Annotated in this window: 20 protein-coding genes and 1 other annotated feature; of the genes, 8 read left to right on the top strand and 12 right to left on the bottom strand. The window is 49.7% G+C overall.

Going from position 1 to position 24,580, the window contains the following annotated elements:
- Window positions 1-54: 54 nt before the first annotated feature.
- The 5 genes from guaA to AB3N00_RS28565 form a co-directional block, all read right to left on the bottom strand.
- The gene (gene guaA / locus AB3N00_RS28585) at window positions 55-1,593 is read right to left on the bottom strand and encodes a glutamine-hydrolyzing GMP synthase (protein ID WP_413037542.1); all 1,539 of its coding nucleotides are present in this window, start codon (window positions 1,591-1,593) and stop codon (window positions 55-57) included.
- Between the two features lie 274 nt (window positions 1,594-1,867).
- Window positions 1,868-4,186 (bottom strand): DUF4129 domain-containing transglutaminase family protein, encoded by a 2,319-nt coding sequence (locus tag AB3N00_RS28580; protein WP_413037541.1) that lies wholly within the window; start codon window positions 4,184-4,186, stop codon window positions 1,868-1,870.
- Window positions 4,173-5,447, bottom strand: a complete 1,275-nt coding sequence (locus tag AB3N00_RS28575) for a DUF58 domain-containing protein (protein WP_413037540.1) — start codon at window positions 5,445-5,447, stop codon at window positions 4,173-4,175. The genes AB3N00_RS28580 and AB3N00_RS28575 overlap by 14 nt, the downstream gene beginning before the upstream one ends.
- The gene (locus tag AB3N00_RS28570) at window positions 5,447-6,421 is read right to left on the bottom strand and encodes an AAA family ATPase (protein WP_413037539.1); all 975 of its coding nucleotides are present in this window, start codon (window positions 6,419-6,421) and stop codon (window positions 5,447-5,449) included. The genes AB3N00_RS28575 and AB3N00_RS28570 overlap by 1 nt, the downstream gene beginning before the upstream one ends.
- A 119-nt stretch (window positions 6,422-6,540) precedes the next feature.
- On the bottom strand, window positions 6,541-7,860 hold the full coding sequence (locus AB3N00_RS28565) for a polysaccharide deacetylase family protein (protein ID WP_413037538.1): 1,320 nt from the start codon (window positions 7,858-7,860) through the stop codon (window positions 6,541-6,543).
- A gap of 308 nt (window positions 7,861-8,168) precedes the next feature.
- Here AB3N00_RS28565 and AB3N00_RS28560 point away from each other — a divergent pair, with 308 nt between their 5' ends.
- Window positions 8,169-8,819 (top strand): DedA family protein, encoded by a 651-nt coding sequence (locus AB3N00_RS28560; RefSeq protein WP_413037537.1) that lies wholly within the window; start codon window positions 8,169-8,171, stop codon window positions 8,817-8,819.
- 44 nt (window positions 8,820-8,863) lie between these two features.
- Here AB3N00_RS28560 and AB3N00_RS28555 read toward each other — a convergent pair whose 3' ends face one another.
- The 5 genes from AB3N00_RS28555 to AB3N00_RS28535 form a co-directional block, all read right to left on the bottom strand.
- Window positions 8,864-10,108 (bottom strand): MFS transporter, encoded by a 1,245-nt coding sequence (locus AB3N00_RS28555; protein WP_413037536.1) that lies wholly within the window; start codon window positions 10,106-10,108, stop codon window positions 8,864-8,866.
- 229 nt (window positions 10,109-10,337) lie between these two features.
- Entirely contained in the window at window positions 10,338-10,802 is a 465-nt protein-coding gene (gene bcp / locus AB3N00_RS28550; protein ID WP_413037535.1) for a thioredoxin-dependent thiol peroxidase, read from the bottom strand.
- 46 nt (window positions 10,803-10,848) lie between these two features.
- Window positions 10,849-11,634 (bottom strand): ABC transporter permease, encoded by a 786-nt coding sequence (locus AB3N00_RS28545; protein ID WP_175395397.1) that lies wholly within the window; start codon window positions 11,632-11,634, stop codon window positions 10,849-10,851.
- Window positions 11,635-11,638: 4 nt separating this feature from the next.
- Complete coding sequence (locus AB3N00_RS28540; protein ID WP_413037534.1) at window positions 11,639-12,433, bottom strand: ABC transporter permease; 795 nt, start codon at window positions 12,431-12,433, stop codon at window positions 11,639-11,641.
- A complete protein-coding gene (locus AB3N00_RS28535; protein ID WP_175395399.1) occupies window positions 12,434-13,480 on the bottom strand; it encodes an ATP-binding cassette domain-containing protein in 1,047 nt (348 codons plus the stop codon). It abuts the gene before it with no gap.
- Between the two features lie 212 nt (window positions 13,481-13,692).
- Between AB3N00_RS28535 and AB3N00_RS28530 the strand changes: the two genes are divergently transcribed.
- Both AB3N00_RS28530 and AB3N00_RS28525 read left to right on the top strand, forming a co-directional pair.
- Window positions 13,693-14,736: an LCP family protein gene (locus AB3N00_RS28530; protein WP_413037533.1), complete on the top strand. Its 1,044-nt coding sequence runs from the start codon at window positions 13,693-13,695 to the stop codon at window positions 14,734-14,736.
- Window positions 14,737-14,832: 96 nt separating this feature from the next.
- Window positions 14,833-16,158: a glutamate-1-semialdehyde 2,1-aminomutase gene (locus tag AB3N00_RS28525; RefSeq protein WP_413037532.1), complete on the top strand. Its 1,326-nt coding sequence runs from the start codon at window positions 14,833-14,835 to the stop codon at window positions 16,156-16,158.
- A gap of 97 nt (window positions 16,159-16,255) precedes the next feature.
- Here the strand turns inward: AB3N00_RS28525 and AB3N00_RS28520 are convergent, their stop codons facing one another.
- Window positions 16,256-17,632 (bottom strand): PLP-dependent aminotransferase family protein, encoded by a 1,377-nt coding sequence (locus tag AB3N00_RS28520; RefSeq protein WP_413037531.1) that lies wholly within the window; start codon window positions 17,630-17,632, stop codon window positions 16,256-16,258.
- 159 nt (window positions 17,633-17,791) lie between these two features.
- On the opposite strand from AB3N00_RS28520, the gene AB3N00_RS28515 reads away from it, so the two are divergent.
- The 5 genes from AB3N00_RS28515 (at window position 17,792) to AB3N00_RS28495 (ending at window position 24,083) form a co-directional block, all read left to right on the top strand.
- The gene (locus AB3N00_RS28515; RefSeq protein WP_413037530.1) at window positions 17,792-18,727 is read left to right on the top strand and encodes a DMT family transporter; all 936 of its coding nucleotides are present in this window, start codon (window positions 17,792-17,794) and stop codon (window positions 18,725-18,727) included.
- A gap of 27 nt (window positions 18,728-18,754) precedes the next feature.
- Window positions 18,755-19,081, top strand: a binding site (T-box leader).
- A gap of 159 nt (window positions 19,082-19,240) precedes the next feature.
- On the top strand, window positions 19,241-20,236 hold the full coding sequence (gene trpS, locus AB3N00_RS28510; protein WP_413037529.1) for a tryptophan--tRNA ligase: 996 nt from the start codon (window positions 19,241-19,243) through the stop codon (window positions 20,234-20,236).
- 136 nt (window positions 20,237-20,372) lie between these two features.
- A complete protein-coding gene (locus AB3N00_RS28505) occupies window positions 20,373-21,479 on the top strand; it encodes a GerAB/ArcD/ProY family transporter (RefSeq protein ID WP_413037528.1) in 1,107 nt (368 codons plus the stop codon).
- Window positions 21,460-22,929 carry a spore germination protein gene (locus AB3N00_RS28500; protein ID WP_413037527.1) on the top strand — a complete coding sequence of 490 codons (1,470 nt, stop codon included), beginning with the start codon at window positions 21,460-21,462 and terminating at the stop codon, window positions 22,927-22,929. Before AB3N00_RS28505 ends, AB3N00_RS28500 begins: the two co-directional genes overlap by 20 nt.
- A 29-nt stretch (window positions 22,930-22,958) precedes the next feature.
- Window positions 22,959-24,083, top strand: coding sequence for a Ger(x)C family spore germination protein (locus tag AB3N00_RS28495; protein ID WP_413037526.1), 1,125 nt, complete (start codon window positions 22,959-22,961; stop codon window positions 24,081-24,083).
- A 61-nt stretch (window positions 24,084-24,144) separates the two neighbouring features.
- Here AB3N00_RS28495 and AB3N00_RS28490 read toward each other — a convergent pair whose 3' ends face one another.
- Window positions 24,145-24,561 carry a sensory rhodopsin transducer gene (locus AB3N00_RS28490; protein WP_413037525.1) on the bottom strand — a complete coding sequence of 139 codons (417 nt, stop codon included), beginning with the start codon at window positions 24,559-24,561 and terminating at the stop codon, window positions 24,145-24,147.
- Between the last annotated feature and the right edge of the window lie 19 nt (window positions 24,562-24,580).

The raw sequence follows: 24,580 nt of genomic DNA, 5'->3' as shown, positions 1-24,580 counted from the left end.
GTGCGATACATGTTTAAAGGGAGTTTTTTAGTTATTTACCGTTTGAACGTAAACCTATTCCCACTCGATCGTTGCTGGTGGTTTGGATGTTACGTCATACACGATACGGTTAACGTTATCGACTTCATTAACGATACGTACGGAGATTTTCTCCAGCACATCCCAAGGGATACGCGCCCAATCGGCGGTCATACCGTCAATGGATGTTACGGCACGAATACCTACAGTATAGGAATACGTACGAGCATCACCCATAACGCCTACGCTCTTCATGTTCGGCAGAGCCGTGAAGTATTGCCAGATTTCGCGGTCCAGACCCGCTTTGGCAATCTCCTCGCGCAGGATGTAATCCGAATCACGCACGATTTTAAGCTTCTCTTCCGTAACTTCACCAAGAACACGGATCGCAAGACCCGGACCCGGGAAAGGCTGACGGTGTACGATTTCGTCCGGCAGACCGCACTCGGTACCCACTTTGCGCACTTCATCTTTGAACAGGGTGCTCAGTGGTTCGATAAGCTTAAAGTTCATATCTTCAGGCAATCCACCCACGTTGTGGTGAGATTTGATCGTTTGAGCTGTCGCTGTGCCACTTTCCACGATGTCCGTGTACAGTGTACCTTGAGCCAGGAATTCAAAATCATCAAACTGCTTGGACTCTTCGTCAAAAACGTAAATAAACTCGTTGCCGATGATTTTACGTTTTTGTTCCGGATCATCCACACCAGCCAGCTTGGACATAAAGCGCTCTTGTGCATCAATTTTGACAACTTTCATGTCGAATTTGCCGACAAACGTCTCCATTACGCTCTCCGCTTCGCCTTTGCGCAGCAGACCATGGTCGATAAACATACATGTCAATTGATCACCGATCGCTTTGTGAAGCAGTGCCGCAACAACGGAAGAATCCACACCACCGCTCAGTGCGCACAGCACTTTACCGTCGCCCACTTTTTCGCGAATATCTTTGATTGTATCATCGATAAATGTTTCCATGCTCCAGTTGCCTTCGCAACCACAGATTTCGAACAGGAAGTTGCGAATCATATCGTTACCACGAACAGAGTGACGTACTTCCGGATGGAACTGAACAGCATACAATTTGCGCTCCTCGTTGCTCATCGCTGCGATTGGCGCACTTTCCGTGCCTGCATCCAGTTTGAATCCTTTCGGAAGAGAAACCACGTGATCCCCGTGACTCATCCATACCGTATGATCGCCTTCAATACCTTTTGCCAGAGCAGCACCTGGAGCAAAAGCGATATCTGCCTTACCGTATTCGCGCTTCTCGGAACGTTCTACTTTACCTTCAAGCTGCTGGGCCATAAGCTGCATACCGTAGCAGATCCCGAAGATCGGAACTCCCAGGTCATAAACACCTGGATCCACGTGCGGAGCGTTCTCAGCATATACGCTGGATGGGCCTCCGGAGAATACGATACCTTTTGGTGACAATTCTGCGATCTTCTCAGCCGGTGTGTTATACGGCAAAAGCTCGCTGTATACGCCAAGATCCCGGATTCTTCTGGCGATTAACTGGTTGTATTGGCCCCCAAAGTCAAGGACAACCACAATTTCATTTTGCTTATTCATTACCGTGCCTCCCTCAATTAATGAAACTAATTATACGCAACGACAAAACATACCGTCAAGGAAAGACGAAACTCCTTTTTGTGGACGGTTTGAACATTTGATATGAAGGCCCCTTTATTGCCAGTTTTCCTACAGAATTCCCACTTCCAATCAATTCATTCCCGAAAGAGTTATTTATGCCAATTTAATGAGAAAATACACAGGCAATATACCGAAAAAAATCGTCGAAAGACGCCTCGCTCGCATGCAGCGAGGAAGGCGTCCATGGACGATGTTACGGTGCCAGCAGGCGCCGGGCCAGACGAAGTGCCCGGCGCAGGAAATCTAGACTGTCCGCGCGCAGCGGACGGTCTGGCCCGTACAGCAGCCGTTCCCAGTCGGCTGCAAACCGCGCGATGTCCGCGCTGTCCGTGCCTGCGGCCAAGGCGGGTGACGCTGCATATTCACGCAGCGTCATCCCCGGCGGCCGCGGGCCGTACCGGCGCGCGAGCGCGGCCCAGACCGGAGCGGCGGCGCTGAGCAGCCGCTCGCGGTCGGGAAAGCTGCTGCGCGGCCACGCCAGCAGCAGCCCTAGCCGCAGCGCGGGGCGAAGCCGCCGCATGCGCACGGCCCCGGCAGCGGCCAGCAGAGCCGCTGCCGCAAGAGCTGCCGCGAGCCACGGCTCCGCGGCAAGAGCACGCACGCGCGCCAGCAGCCAGGCGCCCGCACTCCCCAACCCACCGCCAGACTGCGGTGGGTTCACCTCGCCGGGCTGCGCCTCGGCGGCCACTGCGGCGTCTGTGCCTTCGCCTTGCGGCATGGCAAAACCCGGCGTAGCCTCAAACGGCATCCAGCCTGCGCCGGGAAAATACACTTCCACCCAGGAATGGGCATCCCCCTGGGTAATGATGTACTGTCCCGACACCTCTGGGTCCGGAACCCCGGCTCCGAATCCCTTCACCCAACGTGCAGGAATACCTTCTGCGCGCAGCAGAACGACCATCGCTGTTGAGAAGTGATTACAGTACCCCTCTCCCGTAACAAACAGAAAGTCATCCACAAAATCTGTCCCGCGGGGCGGCATACGTGTGTCCAAGGTGTATTCCGCGTGCTCTGCCAGATAGGTACGCACCGCCTGGACCGCATCATAACGCGTTTCACTTTCCTGGATAATGTCACTTGCAAGTGAGCGTACCCGCTCAGGCAAAGATGCCGGTAGCTGCAGATAGGTTCTGCGAATTTCTGCCGGATCTTGGCTCGTACTGCTCGGCTTCCCTAATAAACGAAGCTGTTCCGGCGTTGCGGTGGGAATCATGACATCTGTTGTATAGGTCTTGATCGGTTCACGATTGCTTGAACCTGCGAGCCATAGCGTAGCCGAATCTGCATTGGAGAGCAGGGAAAGCCTGTTTTTCTCGTTATGATCATTCTTATCTTGAAAGGACAGGTTTAAGGGTACTCCGCCGGTAAAGAGCGGATTCGGCCCTCTCCAATCCCGCTTCAGCGTGACCGTTTGACGAATGCGAGTCCAGTAGGCCTGATTCTCCCAACCATCGGTACGGAAAAGAGCTGCCGGACTGGCCGTTTGGAAGTTTTGTCCAGGATCACTCCATGTACTGCCGTTATAATATGAACGAGTCTCTCCTCGCCAATACGTAACTTCAGGACTTCTCGCTGTAAAAAAGATGGCGTCCCCTTGAACCAACGGGGAACCCATCGGCGCATCCGCCGTGCTGTACCCCGTGACCGATGCTGAAGCAGGGATGCTGCCGTTTGGTGTATAACCTGCCCAGCGGGCAAGACGTTCCCCCATTTGTTCCAGGGATATTCGCTCCGGCCCAGGGACGGTGGCAACTCGGCCCGGCACAACAGAGATCAGCACCATGCCCACTGCGGCAGCAACAGCCACCGCACACCAGCGTCCAAAGGGATATCGGCGGAAGGTTGGTGTCGTAACTCCTTCAAGCAGACGGAGCAATTGCAGTATGGCCTGTATCAGCAAAATCCATAGAACAGACCGGACAACGGAGGCATACACATCCAGCCCGGCCAATGTTTCCAGGAGCAGCAAGTAGAGCAGGGTAGCACTCCCGAACAGCATGACACTTCGCCGCATCAACACAAGGGATTGTACGGAAGCCATGAGCATGCTCCAGCCACACATCATCAGTAACCCTCTTGTCTCTGTACTGATGGAATAAAAACGCCTGCTCTCCATAAATGAACGGATATCCTCCATCCATGTTCCCGGATATTCCAGAGCCCACCCGGCAGGATCACTGCCTCCATACATCAGGCATAGAGCCGTCAGAGCCATGAGCAAGCGAAGCAGTATCCCCATAATCCAGCCCACACGCAGCAGTCCCGCGATAAGGAGCGCACCTGTTAGGCCCGCCATCACTGCCAGAAAACGCTCGCTTCCCTGTTGTCCCGAAGACGTGACCGGATAGATCCACTCCAGGGACAGGAGCAGCAAAATGGCAGAAATGCTTATGCTGTAAACGGCAGGCTCTCTCTTGGAACGGTTGGCTTTGGCATCCAAACCGAGGTTTGGAATCTCTTCCGCAGATTGGAAGCCCGACGTCGATGGATTACTGTAACTACGCTCCCACATCCGAGACACCTGCCTTTCCCGCGGAAGGCACTGCACTGTCTGCGATTGTACTGATCTTCACCCCGCTGAGACGAAGCTGTTCCGTCCACTGTACTGATGGGTGCTCCGCCCCTTCCGGTACAGTATTCGTTGTCACTTTTTCCTCATCAAAAGGTGTCTCGGTCAGCTGTACTTCTATCTCGTGTCCCCGCTCAGCAGCGCCCAGTATCCATTCAGTCAGTACAGCGTCCAACCTGCCGGTTAGGACGACGACGCGTGTACCGGTTGGCCATTCGTCCAGCATCGTTGGTTCCAACAGGGATGAGACGGATGAGGCAGCACTTGCTATGTTCGCTTGGGCCAGCCTATCCAGTGAGAGATTTACATGCTCCGCATGGATTAAGTCACTTAACCAATACTTTTCCCCGTTCGAACCCGCATCTTCACCTGTTCTCCACAGCTGGTAGGGTACATGATCCCGAACAGCTGTAAACACCCAGCGGGCAGCCATGTTAACCGCACGTTCAAAAGCAGGATGCTCCTTCGCCTCCTGAGTTCGACGTCCATATCCTGTCTTGCCTTCGTACACTATTATGCCTAATGACGTTGATTCTGATATTTCGGGCAAAAAGGTTTGAAGCTTGCCTGTCTTGGCCGTGCTTTTCCAATGAATGCGTCCCATCGGATCTCCTGGCTGATACTCACGGAACTCGGGACTCCGACTTCCCTGACCCGTTATCCGTTCAATAGGAGCCCCTTCATCTGTATTCGCAAATGATGCAGACTCACGATCTGCGTACGTTGATCCGGATGGAACAACAACGAGGGGTGTACTGCCCGCTGTCTCTGCAGCGACCGTATTCCAGCCAAACGCATCCCCCCAGTACAATTGTCCTGAACCCCATTGATACAGGCCTCTTCGCAAACCGGACATTTGATATTGATAGGCGAATTTGCGCCTGTTTCCCGGAAAAAATAATTTGCGATGCACGCCAGCAGGAGTATCTTCACAGAGCACCATCCACAGTAGTGGAATGCGGGATTCAAACTCCACTTCCACCCGAACCCGCACTATTTCCCCAACCATAATCCGTTCCGAGTTCATTTGCCGGCGAATGCGAATCCGTTTAGGCCCCAACAAATGAATGATCAGACCACTGATCAGGATGAGGGACATCATAATGGACAGAAACAGTGCAGCCTTCCCCCCATGCCATATATATAAGGAAGTGAAAGCTGCCACCAGAACAGCATGAAACAACCATTGAACAGGGGCTGTCATCACCGCCGGCCCCTTCCCTGAACTGTCATTTGCACAGGTACGGGAACAGATGATAATGCATCCTGAATGACCTGTTCCTGCCCCTGGAATGCCTCTGTCCTGTTCTGGGCTTTCAGCCCAATCCGATGTGCAAGAACCGGAAGAGCCATCTCTTTCACGTCATCCGGAATAACATAGCTGCGCCCCTGCAGGTAGGCATATGCCTGTGTGGCAGTCATCCAGGCCAATGTTCCGCGCGGGCTGATGCCAAGTCTCACCGCCGGATGAATTCGAGTGGCAACAGCGACAGCAACCAAATATTGTTTGACCACGGGATCAACATGCACATGCCTGATCTCACGCTGCATTGCAACCACTTCTTCAGCGAGCACGACCGGACGGAGTTCATCCAGCAATTCTCTACTGTGCACTCTGGTTAGCAGCTCCACTTCCTGTTCCGGCTCAGGATAACCGAGCCCAATTCGCATAAGAAAACGGTCCAGCTGAGCCTCAGGCAAACGATATGTGCCTTCAAACTGCAGCGGATTCTGTGTAGCCAGCAAGAAGAATGGCCTTGGCAAAGCATGTGTTATACCGTCTACCGTAATACGCCGTTCTTCCATGGCTTCAAGCAAGGCAGACTGAGTCCGAGGTGAAGCACGATTAATTTCATCTGCCAGTACAATGTTGGACATGACTGGGCCGGGCCGAAATGTAAACTCACTTGTGTGTGGATGATACATGGACGTACCCGTTACATCTGCAGGCATGACATCGGATGTGAATTGAATACGGCCCATGGAGCAGTTCAGTGAAGAAGCGACAGCACGAACCAGCATTGTTTTCCCCGTCCCCGGTACATCTTCCAGAAGCACGTGACCCCCACTGAGCATTGCTGTAAGAACATATTGAATCTCTTGTTTTTTGCCAATAATCACACTTTCGACCCGTTTGGTAACCCTGTTCAACAGCTCGACCGCATGTTCATGTTCCATTCGAATATACGACATATCCCTCATTCTCCTTCCATCCATCGGCATTCCCAGAGTCATAGTAATCTATGATTCATTGTTGCCCGGAAGTAGAGAGATTAGTCCTGCCTGAAGCAGTTTATTCAGATTGTTCGGTGCAAATAGATGCTTAATGCTGCTGCAAGGGGCATATTGGCTTTCACAACCCACTCCGAGTCATTTGCATGTAATGAAGATAGATTCAGTCCCATCATCTCCAGTAATTCCCGCAGCGGAACCCAGATGGTTCCTCCCTGGCTCTGCACCCCTCCCTGAATGGTCCTGTCATTCAATAGACTCGTCGATGTGGTTTTCAGTTCCCCGCTGACACTGTCAGCCTGAATAACTCTATCCTTCCATACTGCGGTTGCCGTTCTGGATTCCACGTCCCAGCGGGTGCTGCCGCCAAACTTTTTCATAAAAGGTCGTAGTGGCACCATGATCCGCTGATCTTCCACGCGAAACTCGCCTTGTTTCAATGTGGCTGCCGCAAGACCAATCTCGACCTTCAGTTCCTTGCCGGTCAACCACAGGTTACTGTTTGCTTTCACATGATCCTCTATCCATTCGTTCCCCGGTGCTTTGCGAGATTTATATTTTCCTTCGGGATGAACACGGAATTGCACAGGTTGATCCTCTGCCTTCATTGTGTCAAAACGATATCCATGATCGCGGTAGTATTGGATGATTTCCGGCAGCGCCTTTACCGTCTCCGCATGCGCACCGCCATCGTGCATTAACACAATCACTGAGCTGGTTCCGGCAGGCACCTTGGTCGCATTACGCAAAATTTCTTTGGCAGGAACACCCTTGCGCTTCGAATCACCACTGTCTACGTTCCAATCCATCACGGTATACCCGCCCAACTCGAGCAAATCGAAGTAGTTTTGATCAAAATGTCCATACGTCCCGCCAGGTGCCCGCACCAGATTGGGGCGGAACCCTGCAATACGGTTCACAATTTCTTCCGTCTGTTTAACCTGTTTCCAGAACGATTTAAAATCACGATACAGTTCATCATAATGATGGTTATACGTATGATTGCCAAGTGCATGTCCCTCTTCCACAGCTGCCTGAATCAGTTCAGGATATCGTTCTGCCTGCTCTCCAAGCACGAAGAATGTAGCCTGAACCTGTTCTTTGCGCAAAATATCCAATACTTCACGGGTATGCTTGCCCGGTCCGTCGTCAAAACTCAGATAGACTACCTTTTCCTTGTTACTCTCTTTCTGGGAACCAACAGCTTCAGCGCCAGCGGCGTAAGAAGGGTATGCTGCCCAAACATAAGAAGCAAATACACATATCATCACTGCAAGACGAAGCAGATATACCGACCATTTAGGGAATCCATGTTTATGTACGGGTTTAACTTTTGCGGATTGCTGCTCATTATCCACCATTACGAATTCCGCTCTCTGCACCATTTACGAATCATCCTCCAACGTCTCTAGTGATTCTGCTGATAGACTTTAGCAGATTTGTTAGAATTATATGGAGGCTTCGCGGAAAAAAGACGCATTTCTGTTTTATATTTTTCACAATTTTTTGTAGCTCATGATTGATTCTTTGCCTGGGATTGGGTAGCATAATGAGCAGGCACATATCACCGGAACCACTGCTGTGACAGGGATAAGCCACCGTAAGCGTTCATATGCCGGATCGTTGCAAACATCGTATACAGGACAGCATGGAGAGTCAGCCGATTCCCCTGTCTTCAGGAGAGTGAAATCTATTGGAATTGCTTGAAAAGGTCCAGCATCTGTTTGGATCCTACGGATACAGCGTTTTGTTTTTTGGATTACTGCTGGAGTTTATCGCTCTTCCTTTCCCGGGAGAGACAACAATGGCTTACGCGGGATATCTATCGTACAAGGGACAACTGGACTTCGGGATTCTCGCCATCCTTGCTTTTCTGGGAACGACGATCGGTATGACCATCACTTATTTCATTGGGGCCAAAGCCGGCTTACCCTTCATTGTCCGTTACGGAAAATGGTTTCTGTTCAAACAGGACAAGCTGGATAAAACGCAAAAGTGGTTTGCCAAATACGGCAATGCTCTGATTTTCATTGGGTATTTCATACCTGGTGTACGCCATTTCACTGGATACTTCGCAGGTATAGCCGCTGTTCCTTTTCGCAAATTCGCTTTGTATGCGTACTCGGGTGCCTTATTCTGGGTCGTGTTGTTTTTGGGTATAGGAAAAATTTTCGGTCCACAATGGAATGCAGTGTTCCATCTGGCGCATCAATACGCAGCATATATCGTTGCAGGCATTGGACTGTTGCTGATTGCAGCCGTGCTGTACCGCTACCGAAAAGCGTGGGGACAACGCTCCATTCGCAAGTCCTCTCCGATTAGACAGAAACAGAATGCAGAATGAAGCATGGTCACGGGTCGCGATAATCGCGACTCTTTTTGTTTATCTTATCTTTTTGTGAAAACATCTCGTGCACGAATCCACGCGTAAGCTGCAAGCAAAAGAGCAATCACCGCAAATCCCAACCCTCCTGCAAATCCAAGCCTACGCGGTTCAGTCACTTCCAGCAGTATCCCTGTACCAAACATGGAGAACCCAAGCATGGAACTGCTGCATGCCGTCACCAAACCATAGATAAGCCCGCGGTATCGCTCAGGCGTTTCTCGCATGAGCAACGTATCCAGACAGGCATTCCCTATACCTGACATAAAAGCGAGCAAAACATACATCAGAGCAGCAATTGCAGCGAGCTTGGTCTCACTTAACAGCATTAACAAGCATCCTTCTATCAACAAACATGCAACAACTCCGGGGAGCAGCCAGTGCTGCAAGTAACGAGAACCCCAACTGCTGAGCACAAGTCCAATCCCAAGTGCTGCGTAAAACAGTCCTACACCCCAGTCACCAAGTTTAAATACTTCAATCGCATATACACTGATCAGTACATTATCAATCCCGTTTATAACAGGGACCCATAACTCAAAGGCAACGATGATCTGCAAAGGGACAGATGAGCAGATTAACTGCCACAACACATGAGTCACTCCATCCTCCTTTTTTGCTAGCAGCCTCTCCATCATTCCATCTGACCGATCCGTGCTGATGGGTGGAAACGAAATCTTACGAATCAAGGCAGCGGCAATCAAAAAAGCGAGTGCATTTGTTACAAAAGCTGCCCGAGGGCCCATTATGGATGAAACAAGTCCACCCAGAAACGCCCCCACAATGAGGACAGACCCGTTCATGACCTGTTCAAGCCCATTCATCTTGTGCAGATTATCCGATTGAACAAGCAAGGGGATTCCTGACTTGCGGACAGGTGCATAGACCGCTTCTGCACAAGCCAGCAGCGTACTTGCTGTATACAGAATCCATAAGTCATCTGCACTGTGCACAAGCAAATAACTTAAAGCCAGAGGCGTTCTTAAGATATTGGTAACCACCATAATTGTTCGCCGGCTAAAATACAGCGTTAATATACCTCCAAGCGGAGCCAGAAGAAGAAAAGGAAATACACGCAATCCAAGTGCCAGTCCTACGGCAAGACCCGAGCCGGTTGTACTGAGAATCAAGGCGAGCATGGCTACCTGACTGAATCGATCTCCAATCCCATTTACCAATCCTGCAATGAAGAGTCGTCTGTATTCCGGTTCTGATTGCAATAAACGTTTAGAAACCAAACTGAGTGACATGATATTACCTCGTTTTATAATTTAGATTATAATCTAATTAGATATTATTCTAATCAATTGGATTTGGCAATTCTACTTTTGTATTTGTAATGTTTTTTGCATCATTTCTTTTTTTTCATAGGCTACGATCTCAGAAGCAGAAACAGACTCCCAAACGTTTAACCACATAAAAAAGGCAGTGTCCACGGTGATTCCCGCAAACACTGCCTTTCGTTGATTTGGTTACTTTTTAAAGGGACTTCACAGCCTCTAAAGCGGCTTCGATATGCCCTTTGACCCTCACTTTGGACCATTCCTTGAGCAGCTTCCCCTCTTCATCGATGAGGAACGTGGAACGGACAATGCCCATATATTCCTTGCCATACAGCTTCTTGAGCTGCCATACCCCGTATTGTTCGGCAACCTGATGTTCTTCATCCGATAACAGGGTGAACGGCAAACCGTATTTGGCTATAAATTTATCATGCCGATTCATCGGGTCTGTGCTAATGCCCAATATAACCGTGTTTAACCCCTGAAACTCCTCATGACGATCACGAAAGTCACATGCCTGCTGTGTACATGCCGAGGTCATGTCCTTGGGGTAAAAGTAGATCAGGACCCGCTGTCCGCGGTAATCCGAGAGCTTTACCGTCTCCCCTGTACTTGACGGCAGCTCAAAGTCCGGGGCTTGCATCCCTTCAGTTAATGTCATCTCTCTTCCTCCTTTATCCATCCTGAATCTGTATAGGTTTCTCGCTCTACGATCCAGCACCACGGTAGCGTTTTACGCCGTAATTCCACAGTGTAAGTCCGATGGCTCCAAAGACCAGACCCATTACCGGTGTCAGCAGCGCCATGCGGTGCATCTCCGATCGCTCCAGAAACAGTGCTGCCGGATAGATCCCGACAAAGGCAAACGGAATGATCCAGGTTAACAGCACCTGAATGGCACGATTGTAGATTGTCACCGGGTAACGCCCATAGCCCTGAATGTTGTACATCAGCGGAAGAATACCGGTCGGTGCATCCGAATAAAAGGACAGGGAAGTCAGTGTGGTATAAATTCCCGCGTAGATTAACACGGAGCTGATCGCCAAAATAATTAACGCCGGAATATGCCACCATTCCAGGACAAGTCCCATCTCCGCTCCGCTGAAGATCATAATAATCAGGCCGATCAATGAACCAACAAGTGCTGGCGGATCCACATTCTCAAGTAAAATCTGAAACAGGTTATGCGCAGGGCGCGTCAGGATACGGTCCATCTCGCCTTTGACGATATACCGTTCGCTGAATCCCCACAGATTGATAAAACAGCTGAAGATGCCATAAGGCACCATAAAATAACCGTATACAAAGAGTACTTCACTCTCACTCCAGCCGCCCAGATTATCCGTATGACGGAAAACCACGAAGATAAAGATCAGATTCGTTGCCTGGAACAACAGATCTGAAATAATCTCGACCCAGAAGTCGGCACGATACGTAAGTCGTGTTTTCATGTAGTTTTTTAAATATTCCCAGATTAGACCGATGTAGTACATGCTGTTAACCCCCTTGCACGAACAGACGCTTGCGCGCCTGACGCCAGATCAGCATCATTGGAACGAGCAGGATGGCAAACCAGAACACCTGAATGCCAAGGACGCTCCAAATTCCGGTTCCTTCGACTCTCCCGGTGAAGACCGAACCCGGCAAATACGTAATGGCCTGAAAAGGCAGTACCTTCATTATGGCCGCCAGCCAGCCTGGATAAAGACTGATTGGTATAATCAGACCGGAGAACAGATCCACCACAACACGCTTCATGCGCATCATGCCTTCATTGTTTTCCACAAAAAATGAAGCCAGTCCCGTGATGACATTAATCTGGGAGTTAATGAGGAAACTGAAGAACAGCATGACGAGAAAGCCAATCCACGCCGAAGGCGCTGTAGGCAGCTCGACAGGGAACAACAGGATCGCAATGAGCATGCCCGGAATCATGAGAAGCAGGAAGCGGAAGATACCCTCGCCAAGACCCTGCATCATCTTGACCATCACATAGTTAATTGGCCTGATGAACTGAATCGCGATGGAGCCGTCCCGAATGTCCGTGGCGATCTCCCGGTCCAGGTTATTAAAATAAAACGCACGTGCCATCCAGGACACCGCTACATACGTTGTCATCTGGGCGGCCGTAAAGCCTCCTATTTCTCCGCTGCCTCCGTAAATAGCCTGCCAGGTAAAGTAATACACGCCGATATTCAGCGTATATATCAAAATGCCGGAATAATAATTCACCCGGTACGCCAGCATCGTGAGAAACCGGATCCGCATAAAATCAAGAAATGCACTATTCATCTAAGATGCACCTACCGTTCCGTTCCCTGCTCCCACAATCTCGGGACGCTCGGCGGAACCGGATTGGTAAATACTGCGTACGATCTCATCCGTATTAATCTCAATAATCTGAATATCGGTAATATCGGCTTGTCCAACGACACGTCCAAGGACATCCGACACGTTAAGTTCCAGTGGAATCCAGACGGATGCGGACAACTCATTCTCTACAGTCCAACGTACCGGCATGGCGGCAGTCCATTCCTGCATTTGTTTCATGGTGTGACCCGTACCGAACTTGAAGCGGATTTCCCGTTCCTTACCCCATTGGGATTTCAGGTGATCCAGACCGCCATCATAAATGATATTTCCGGCATCAAGCATAATAACTCTGGAACAGAGCGCCTCGATGTCCTGCAAATCATGAGTGGTCAGCAAAATGGTTGTTCCGTGTTCCTTATTCATGTCTTTCAGGAATTCACGAATCTCCGACTTGACGACGATATCCAGACCAATGGTTGGTTCATCCAGAAAAACAATACTTGGATTGTGCAGAAGTGCAGCAACCAGCTCACAGCGCATGCGCTGACCGAGACTGAGTTTGCGTACCGGGCGGTTTAACAAGTCCTGAAGCTGCAACCGCTCGACCAGTTCATCCAGACGTTTGCGAAAATCGGATTCATCCACACGGTATACTTTGCGCAGCAGATGGAATGATTCAATCACACCAATGTCCCACCACAGCTGACTCCGTTGACCAAAAACAACGCCAATATTTTTAACAAACTTCTCCCGTTCCTGATGCGGAACATATCCACCAACCGATATATGCCCTGAAGTAGGCACCAAAATGCCGGTCAACATCTTGATCGTTGTTGATTTTCCGGCACCATTCTCTCCAATATATCCGCATATTTCGCCCTGCGGAATCTGAAATGAAATATCGTTCACAGCCAATACTTCCTGGTATTGACGTGCAAACAGATCCTGAAACGCGCCCTTCAGCCCACCTCGGCTTTTCTGAACGCTAAACGACTTGCGCAAATCTTTGACATCAATCGCCAGCATGATTATACCTCACTTGGATTTTGTTGAAATTGCTTGTAGCCCAAAAAGAAATTATAATGGTATCAGTCAAAATTCAGCAAGCTTTTAAAAATAGTTTGGAGCTGCGTCCTCTGCCTGCTTTGGAAGAGACGTGCACGGAAAGCTTCAGCTACGTTACTAAGGCAACCCGAACTCGTTTTTTTATTTTATCTCAAATACAAAGGAGAGCTAGCATGACCAGAAAGACGAAGAGAACCATCTGGATTTCTCTTGCCGCCTTCGTGCTGATTGTTGGAGGCGCAGCGGCATTTTATTTCGGTTCTATTCTCAATCAGTTGAATGGCTTGCAGAAGGAAGGCGACGAATCTCCGTTCGCCAGTATCGAAAATATTGAAAAAGTAAATACACCAGACCCTCCGAAATGGGAAGGCACTGAAACCGTAAATATACTGGTTATGGGTGTTGATGCCCGCGGCCTGGAAGAAGGGGAAATCCCCCGTTCTGACAGCATGATGGTTGTGTCACTCGATCCCCTCACCAAAAAAATTAATTTGTTCTCCATTCTGCGAGACACTTACGTCAATATAGACGGATACGGCAAGGAACGGATTAACACCGCTATTACTCATGGTCCCAATGCAGCAATGAAAGCGGCTGGCGACCTGCTGGGGATCCCTGTCCAGTATTATGTGTATACCGATTTCCAGGGATTCATCAAATTGGTGGATGCCGTTGGCGGTGTGGATTTTGACGTAGAGAAGGACATGCACTATACAAGCAAGGCAGACAATAACGAATACGATATTGATCTCAAAAAAGGTTATCAGCATCTCGATGGAGAAACAGCACTCATGTACGTGCGTTTCCGACATGATGCGATGTCCGACTTCGCGCGTTCCGAGCGGCAGCGGGAATTCCTGAAGGCCGTAGCGGCGAAGATGCAGTCGACGACTACAATTGCCAAGCTCCCGACCATTCTGGAACAGGTTAGCCCTTATGTGGATACCAACCTGAGCCTCTCGGATATGTGGAAATTGGGCGGACTTGGATACCAGAGCAGCATGAACGGAAGTGAGCAGATCCCGCCGATGAACATGCTGAAGGAAGAGCGGACCGCAGGTGGAGCTCAAGTCCTGACGGTCTCCAATGAAGAGAAATTGAAGCAGCATATTCAGGATATCATCCATCCACCTGCTGAACCGGAAGACAGCACGACCGGAACCGAAGATAAAACAGCAAGTGGTGAAGACCAAACGTCGGAGCAACCGGCTCAGTAATGTAAATAAACAGCTAGAGGGCAGCCATTCACGCTGCCCTCTAGCTGTGTTGTTATGAAAATTGCAATCAATCCAAAGCCGAAAGGAAGTAATCCCATGAACTCATTTTCATCCCGTTCCCGTTCCGAAGCCTTGTATGAAGAGGCACTTGAGCATATTGTAGGTGGCGTTAATAGTCCCTCCCGCTCGTTCAAAGCCGTTGGAGGCGGCGCACCCGTATTTATGAAAAAGGCGCAAGGCGCGCATTTCTGGGATGCTGACGACAACCGTTACATCGATTATCTGGCGGCGTACGGCCCAATCGTAACAGGACATGCCCATCCCCATATCACCCAGGCGATTAGTGAAGCCGCAGCAAACGGTGTTTTATATGGCACACCAACCGAGCTTGAAATCAAGCTGGCCAAAATGCTGAAGGAAGCCATTCCGTCCATGGACAAAGTGCGCTTCGTCAATTCCGGTACCGAGGCGGTCATGACCACGATTCGTGTTGCCCGTGCTTATACCAAACGCAACAAGATTGTAAAATTCGCCGGATGTTACCATGGTCACTCCGATCTGGTGCTTGTGGCTGCCGGCTCAGGCCCTTCCACACTCGGTATCCCGGATAGTGCAGGAATTCCTACCAGCATCGCGCATGAAGTCATCACGGTTCCTTACAATGATCTGGATGGCCTGAAAGATGCACTGGAGCGCTGGGGCGATGATGTTGCCGCGGTGATGGTTGAACCGATTGTCGGCAACTTCGGCATGGTCATGCCGGAGCCAGGCTTCCTGGAAGGACTCTGTGCCATGACACGGGCAAACGGCTCACTCGTCATCTATGATGAAGTCATCACGGCTTTCCGTTTCCACTACGGTTCAACACAAACTTACGCAGGCCTTGCCAACCATGCCGAGATCGAACCGGATCTGACTGCACTTGGCAAAATCATCGGTGGTGGTTTGCCAATCGGAGCCTATGGCGGGCGCAAGCATGTCATGGAACAGGTGGCTCCGCTCGGACCTGCTTATCAAGCCGGAACTATGGCTGGCAACCCTGCTTCCATCTCTGCGGGTATCGCTTGCCTGGAAGTTCTTCAGGGTGAAGGTGTGTACGAAGAAATGGAACGACTGGCCATTGATCTGACTACAGGTCTGCAGTCTTCTGCAGATCGTCATGGAATTGCGCTAACAATCAACCGGATTCGGGGTGCATTTTCCACACACTTCTGTGATCACCCGGTAACGAACTATGATGAAGCTCAGGATACAGATGGCGAACGGTTTGCCTCCTTCTTCCGTCACATGTTGAACCGCGGTATTAATCTGGCTCCATCGAAGTATGAAGCCTGGTTCCTGACCACTGCCCATACGGATGAGGATGTGCAAGCAACACTGGAAGCAGCTGAAGCGTCCTTCAAGGCCATGGCCCAGGAATAAGCAACAAGATCATAACAACACAACAAAGGCGTGCATACAGGCTGGATGGTCAGCTTGTTTGCACGCCTTTTATACTATCCGTCTACTTAAAAGAAATTTAACGGTTTCCACTCTGCAGTTTCAGTATCTCTTCTCGAATAATCTGCATCCCCTCTTCGATCCGCAGCTTCGGAACATTGGATATGTTCAGCCTGAGCATTTTGTCCTGCTGCGTTCCCTCCGGATAATATCGCTCAGTCGTATTGGCAATAACTCCTCGTTTCTCGAGCCGGGATAACAGCACATTCAGTGGTATATTGTCGGCCAATGGCAAAACGGTATGCTCCCCTCCTGTACGCGGTGCGTTCGCAAAAGGGCCGAAGTCGGGAAATAAATCGAGCTGCTCATGAACTTTCTGCATCCGGGCAGCATAGCGGCTGCGAATGACCTTTCCGTGATGTGCAAACATGCCATTGCGTATGTAGACCTCCAGTGCAGCCTGAGACAGCACGGAGGTGTCGATATCCAGCATTTTTTTATGCCCTCCGAATGAGTGGGCAAGAGCAGCGGGCAAGACCGCGACACCAATGCGCAGGCCGGGAAACAGAATTTTCGAGTAGCTTTTCAAATAGATGACCCTTCCTCCGGTATCATAAGAAAATAACGGATCCTGCTTCGTGTTTTCCTCCAGATCAGCCAAATAATCGTCCTCCACCAAGTAGACATCATATCGCTCTGCCAGCCTGATTAATCTCTTCTTCTCGGCCGCGGTCAACGATGTCCCGAGCGGGTTGTGAAAACGCGGCATGACGTAAAAGAATTTAATGTCACCTTCACCAAATTGCTGCTCCAGTGTTTCCCAGTCAATTCCCTTCAACGTACGTCTTACTCCGGCTATGGGTACATTCAGTCCTTCCAGTAGCGATGGCATATTGTGATAGCCTGGAAGTTCAAGCAGAACCCGGCTCTTGCCATTTGGAAATGCCATCAGGGCCAGTACAGCGAGTGCCTGCTGCACCCCAGAGGTGATAAAAAATTGCCCTGCATGGGCAAACACCTGATAATCGGCAAATTGCTTTTGCAGCAATTCAATCAGTGAAGGCAGCCCTCGCTCAGTCCCGTATAGAAATAACTCCGCCTGATTGTTCTCCATCGCCTGATCAACACAATGACGAAAATCCGAATACGGAAATACCCGCGGATCGGGAGCAGCCGAGGCGAAATCCAGCGGCCCTTCCCATTCAACGTCCTCTGCGCCCACTCCGTTCTGTACAGCGTAATATCCGGATTGAGGGACAGCGTACACCAGATGTCGCTGCTCCAGCCATTCATATGCACGAATCACCGTGCTGATACTGCATTGATATTGTTTCGCCAGCACACGCACCGCAGGAAGTTTGATCCCCTTATCCATCCATTGCCGATTACCCTGCTGCTGCAACTGTTCGAGTATCCACTGCTTCAGCGACTCGGCGATCATTTCATATTTTTTCATAAAGGTCATCTGTCCCCCTCTCAATTGTACCGGTACAGTTCATACTTTGAACTATTGTACCACGGTTTACCTGGCAGTATATTGAAAAAGGACCTTACAACATGAGGTACCTTATGTTTGTCGGGTCGATCGGGATAAACAGCTAATTGGAGGAACGACATGAACAAGACACGTACCCGGGCATATGCCTATACTGCAGCCGTGATGTATGCGGCTATTATCGGTTTATCTTTTTTATTGGTAAAAATGACCGTCGATGTGGCCCACCCCATGGATGTGCTGGCACACCGCTTTGCCCTGTCAACGCTCGTTGTCAGTATCCCTGTCATTCTGGGATGGATCAAAATCCGGCTTACCCTGCGGGATCTATGGCGAATCATACCGCTGGGTCTGCTCTCTCCGGTTTTATTTTTCGCCTTTCAGGCATTCGGGCTTGTATCATCCAATTCATCGGAAGCCGGTATCATCCAGGCCATGGCCCCTGTCTTCACACTCATACTCGCTTCGATTTTCCTGAAAGAACGGACAACTGTGCTGCAAAAGCTGTTCCTGCTTCTCTCGGTTACCGGAGTCATCTTTATCTTCGTAATGAAAGGCAGCGGAATGACTTTGGGCAACTTCAAGGGTATTATCCTGCTGCTGCTCTCCACGGTCTGTTTTGCAGGGTATGGCGTGCTTGCCAGACCACTGACCCAGAAGTATAAACCGATGGAACTGACATGGGTTACCCTGGTGGTCGGCTGCATCGTTTTTAACGCGTCCGCACTCATCCGCCATTTATCCAGCGGTACAATCAGCGATTATGCCAAGCCCTTTGGAGACACATCTTATCTGGGTGCATTGGTCTATCTTGCCATTCTCTCCACCATGATCTCTACCCTGCTGTCCAGTTACGCGTTAACCCATCTGGAAGCTTCGAAGATGAGTGTATTCGGCAACTTGTCCACCTTAATTTCCATCGCAGGCGGCGCCTGGATACTGCATGAACCGGTAAGTGGGTACCACTTCATCGGTGCCATCCTGATTATTGCGGGTGTGCTCGGGACTAATATGAGCGGAAGAAAACACGGGCTGGTCAGCCAGGCCAAAGCGTGATACACTGTGAAAAATTGTAAACGGACGTTAGCAGCGATGATGAAGAGAAGTACATGCGGCAGGATGCTCCAGAGAGCCGGCGGATGGTGGGAGCCGGTGCATCGGTCGTATGGAAATGGGCTTCGGAGTTCCGAGTTGAACACCGTCTGTCCCCTGCAAGTCAGGAGCCCGGACGGTCAGTAGGCAAGGCGGCATGTTCAGCCGTTACCCATGGACAGGATATCGATTAAGGCACGGCCGGCTCCTGTTGGGTTTCTCAACGGAAGGCCAGAAGCCTTGATCCGTATCCCTCAAGCGGGCCGCAACCAGCGGCCAATTAAGGTGGCACCGCGAGGCATTAGCTTCGTCCTTCTATTCTGTTTCCTCACGGGGAATCAGGATGAAGGACGGAGCTTTTTTTATTTTGATACTCAAACCTTGGAGCAGGCTGAAAGGGGGTGATGGTCGTGGAAGATGGCTGGTGGCGTCATCATATAAGGATTAACCCATTACACAATCAAAGGAGAACGAACCATGAACAATACCAAAGATATTATTTTAACCGGAGACCGGACGACAGGACAGCTTCATCTCGGCCATTACGTGGGCAGCCTGCGCAGCCGGGTGCAGTTGCAGAACGAATACAAGACATATATTTTACTGGCAGATGTCCAAGCGCTAACCACCCATTATGATCAGCCGGCCCTGATTGCGGACAGTGTTCATCAAGTGACTCTCGATTATCTGGCTGTTGGCATTGATCCAAACAAGGCCACGCTGTTTATCCAATCCATGATCCCGGAGATTGCAGAACTCACTGTGATCTTCTCCATGTTTGTCACCGTGAATAGTCTTCGGCACAATCCAACCATCAAAACCGAAGCACGGGATCGTGGATACACGGATTTGTATTATGGTTTCTTGGGCTATCCGGTTAGTCAGGCTGCTGATATTGCATTCTGTAAGGCAACCCTTGTTCCGGCAGGCGAAGACCAGATACCACATATTGAAACAGCCCGGAAACTGGTCCGGCGATTCAACGAATTATACGCCCCGGTTCTGCCTGAACCACGCATGTTAACCGGGGACCGACTCGGTGGACTTGATGGCATCGGCAAAATGAGTAAAAGCATGGGCAACGCCATCTCATTACATGCGAGTCCCGAGGATGTACATGCCAAACTGACCAAGGCGAAGACCGATCCTGCCCGCATCCATCGTACCGATCCAGGTCATCCCGACATCTGCCCGGTATTTGCCTACCATCAATTATTCCGGAAGGAGCACGCAGAGGAGATTCATGCCAGCTGCAGCCAGGGTTCGATGGGATGCAGAGATTGCAAGCGGATCGCAGGCCATGCGATTAATGATCTGCTGGCACCTTTTCGTGAACGCCGCAATGCATATGAGCAGCGAAGAGATGATGTGAAGGAAATTCTTGTCGAGGGTACCCGCCAGGCTCGCCAAGTCGCACGGGAAACGATGCTTGAAGTGCGAGAAGCCATGGGTATTCGTTATTTTGACCTCTAGGTTCTAGGATGAACTAGGTTGATGTAATCATCAGGATGAGTCGCCCATAATATCTGCTCAGGCTTACCTGTATGAAGCGTTCAAATGACGTTAACAATGCTGAGGACAGTCTATCGGGAAAAGGAGACCCCTCAGCATGAAACCTAGACAACCTTCTTTTTTGCAAGCCATGATGTTAATTATGTTATCCGTCGGCCTGATCAGCCACGTCCTGATCATTCCTGCCTTATTGAGTGCGGCCAAAAGAGATTCCTGGATCACCGTCCTGCTATCGGCAGGACCCTATCTTGTGTTTGCGCTTATGCTCGCCTATGTCTCTCGTTTTCTCCAGCATCAAACCCTTCATGAATGGCTGACTTCACATCTGGGCAAGCCTATTGGTCTGCTGATACGAATTGGAAACAGTCTCTTTTTTCTGTCCGTCATTTACTTTACCCTTCACGATACGACCACTTGGGCCAAAACCAATTACCTCACAGAGACCCCCATCTTGGTTACCAGTATTGCTCTCATGTCCCTTTGTGCTTATGCGGCATATAAAGGAATCCGCTCATTGGCATTCACAGCAGGATTGATTCTGCCCCTCGTTGTGCTGCTTGGCTTCTATGTCGCTATCGTAAATACCCAGTACAAGGATTACAGCCGTCTGCTGCCTGTGCTTGAACAGGGTTGGAATCCCGTGTTTCATGGTATGATTTACAGTCTTGCAGGTATGTTTGAGCTGCTTTTGATGTGGTACATACAGCCCCATCTGTCCAAACGGGTACGAGTATGGCAGTATGTCATGCTCGCCTTTATTATTCTTGGACTGACACTGGGCCCGCTCATCGGGGCTATTGTAGAGTTCAACCCTTTTGAGGCTGCCAAAATGCGTTACCCTGCTTTTGAGGAATGGCGGATTGCCTCCTTGGGGAAATACATCGCACAGACCGATTTCTTTTCCATCTATCAGTGGCTTGCCGGCTCGTTCACCCGAATCAGTCTCGCCATGTATATTGTGGTAGAAATTTGGAATATTAAGAGCGCCTCCAGAAGGATGATTAGCATGGTCTCGATCGCTGTTATATTTATTCTCTCCATGCTGTACCGTCTGGATGATATGACATTCGAAAAGCTGCTTGTCGATTACATATTTCCGTTCAATCTCCTATATCTAAGCGGACTTGCAATTATAGCGACGAGCGTTGCATTCATCAGTTCACGCCATCAGAGGAGGAAACATCATGGAGCACCAAGCGATTGACACCACGTCCCATGAAACACTGCTTGCTTCTCTCCAAGAGCAGTTCAATCCATGCGCGGATGTTGTGATCCAGACCTTTCTTGCCAAAGATGAAACCGAATTGCCGGTCATCATGCTCTATTGCGACGGATTAGTCGATGGCAAACAACTCAATCAGTTTATTATCCCCCGCCTGGAACAGCATTCTCTGCTTATCGAAGAAGAGCACCCCAAAGAATTGGGCTTAACATTAAATCCGGTGAAAGACCTTACAGATACGGAGAATCTAAACCTGTTGATTTTCAGCGGACAATTGCTGCTCATTTTCGGAAATGGCGCTCAGTCCTGCAGTTTGGATATTGCAAGCATCCCAGGTAGAAATCCTGAGGAATCAGCTATTGAGTCATCCATAAAAGGTCCTCGTGATGGATTCACCGAAGAATTAAACGTAAATATTGCACTCATTCGTAAACGAATGAAAACCTCTTCCATGTGTTATGAGAAATATGTAAAAGGTGGCCGTACCCAGACCTCGGTTGGTCTATTGTATGTAAAGGACATTATTAATCCGGAGATCCTGAAAGAAGCTCGCAAAAATCTGGACGAGATTGAAATCGATGGCATTCTCGGTACCTCCATCATGGAACGAGCAGTTATGGGAGGCATTCGCAGTATTTTCCCGCTCACCGACAATACAGAGCGACCTGATTATGTCGTTGATTCCCTGTTGAATGGACGCTTTGCTGTTCTAATGGAAGGTTCTCCCGTAGCCATCATCGCTCCAACCACACTGTTCAATCAGCTAAAATCACCTGAAGACGAAAGCACCCCTTTTTTCATCGTAACTTTTGAACGAATTCTGCGCATTGCGGGTTTGCTGATCGCCTGTTTTTTTCCCGGCTTCTATATCGGTCTAACCAGTTTCAATGTGGAACAGATCCCTCTTCCCCTTCTGGCAACGATTGCCGAAACCCGGATGGGTCTGCCCTTGCCGGTGACGCTCGAAGCATTCCTGATGATCTTCATGTTTGAGTTATTTAATGAGGCAGGCCGCAGACTGCCGCGTGCATTGGGCCAGACGGTCAGCGTAGTGGGCGGGCTCATTATTGGAGATGCAGCTATTCGTGCCGGGATTACTTCCCCCACCATCATTGTTTCGGTGGCCATCTCGGTCATTTCGAGCTATATTCTGGTTAACACCGTAATTAGTGGGGCCACAGCCCAGGTTCGGATTGGGATGCTCATTATTTCTTCGCTCCTTGGATTATTCGGTTTCATGCTAGGACTACTGGCTCTGCTGGTGCATCTCGTTTCCTTGGAATGTTATGGCGTCTCCTATCTGTCACCCGTCTCTCCCTATATCCCCGGAGATTTTAGCCAAGCGGTATCCATGCAGCCTTCCATGAAAAGGATTAAACGTCCTGCCGCTCTCCATACCCAGGATTCCACCCGTCAGAGGAAACGTCCGTGAGCAGATGGATACCTCTGTTGTGCTTTCTTATGAGCAGCCTGATCTTGCTCACAAGCTGTTGGGATTCCAAAGAGGTTCAGAGCATTAATTTTATTACGGGTATAGGAATAGATTATGAGGATAACAAATATATCGCTTACGCCCAACTGATCGATTTCTCCGGTATTGCCAAGCAAGAAGGGCCGACTTCGCGGGAGGCAAGTGATATTTGGATTGGGCGTGGCGAAGGCACAACGCTAAGTATGGCTATTAACGACCTCTATCAAACTTCACAGCAGCAAACACTGTGGACCCATGTAAAAGCGATTGTTTTATCGAAAAATGCCCTGAACGGGCGGCTGGAGGATATTTTTAATACACTGCTCCATTCGGGTCAGCTGAGATACACACCTTGGATCTTCGGTACGGAACAACGATTACCCGATGTCCTTTCTGCCTCAGCCTTGCTGAATCAATCAACCCAGACCATTGAACTATTTGAACCGATCAAGGTCTATAAGCAGCATTCTGCTTTTGAACCCATCCGCCTTCATCAACTTCTTGACGGGTTTCGCGAACCGGCTTCGGTTATCCTGTTACCTTCTATCACCAACAAGAACCAAACCTGGTTCAATGGGAAGGAAACACCTCCTCTAATTCAAACGGATGGATTTTTTGTCATTTCAAATGGCAGAAGCCAGGGCAAAGTGTCAGGCGAGGACGCAGACGGTACTCGGTTCGTGAATTATGATCGCGTCTATCAGTATCCGTTATACGTTTACAAGAATGGAGGCAAGACTCCTGATCTGACTCTCAGGCTCCATGACCCGCATACCAAAATCTCAGCAAGGAAGGACGGGAGCGAGGTCGCGTTCGACCTGGTTACTTCGGTTAAAGGCATCATCATCGAGGAACAGGGCTCTCATCAACCTCCACAAACGATGGAGAAAGCAGCTGAGAAACAGATCGAGTCTGAAATCCGCAAAACGTTCGAAAAAAACAAATCACGCAAGATTGATTCCTATGGTCTTGTGGAGCATCTGTATCGTCATGACCACGATCTGTGGATAGAACACGTTCAGAATCGGACAGATCCAATCAAACGACTCAAACTTGGAACAGTGAAAGTTCATGTGAAAATTCTCAATGCCAGCACATACAAATACACAGAGTAATGCACAAAAGACCAGCCACCTGCAGTGGATGCAGGTGGCTGGTCTTCTTTGCCTTGAGCATTTAAGTCAGCGGAAAAGCCATGACACTCATCAGGGCCAGTTCAGGCTGGGTGGTATCCAGCCGACTGTACTGGATGATGACAGGGACATTGCTGGTAACCGTGATTGCATAAGGAACACCAGCAGGAATAAACTGATCTCCGGAATGCAGTGATGCTGTTCGAATGTGTTTAGTTCTTCTCCCAGGCACGCTAGCTTCAATGTTCTCTATCGGCTCCCTGTCTTCAAAGAAGATCGTTATGCCCAGCTCTGCATCTTCCAAACCTGTATTCAGTACACATATACTTTCATGACTCTCCAGTGTTCCCCGACTGTCTGGGGGGATGTAACCATCCGGAATGACCCAATAGGTGTGACCTGTTGCTGCTGCTGCCGTGCTCTTCCCCAAAGTCCCTGCTTCTGTATGCTCTCTTGTCATTAGGTGCTCCTCCTTTATT

It is taken from the genome of Paenibacillus xylanilyticus (genome assembly GCF_047246825.1).
Classification (GTDB): domain Bacteria; phylum Bacillota; class Bacilli; order Paenibacillales; family Paenibacillaceae; genus Paenibacillus; species Paenibacillus xylanilyticus_B.
The sequence above is the reverse complement of the archived record's forward strand: the minus strand, read 5'-3'. Positions and strand labels throughout refer to the sequence as shown.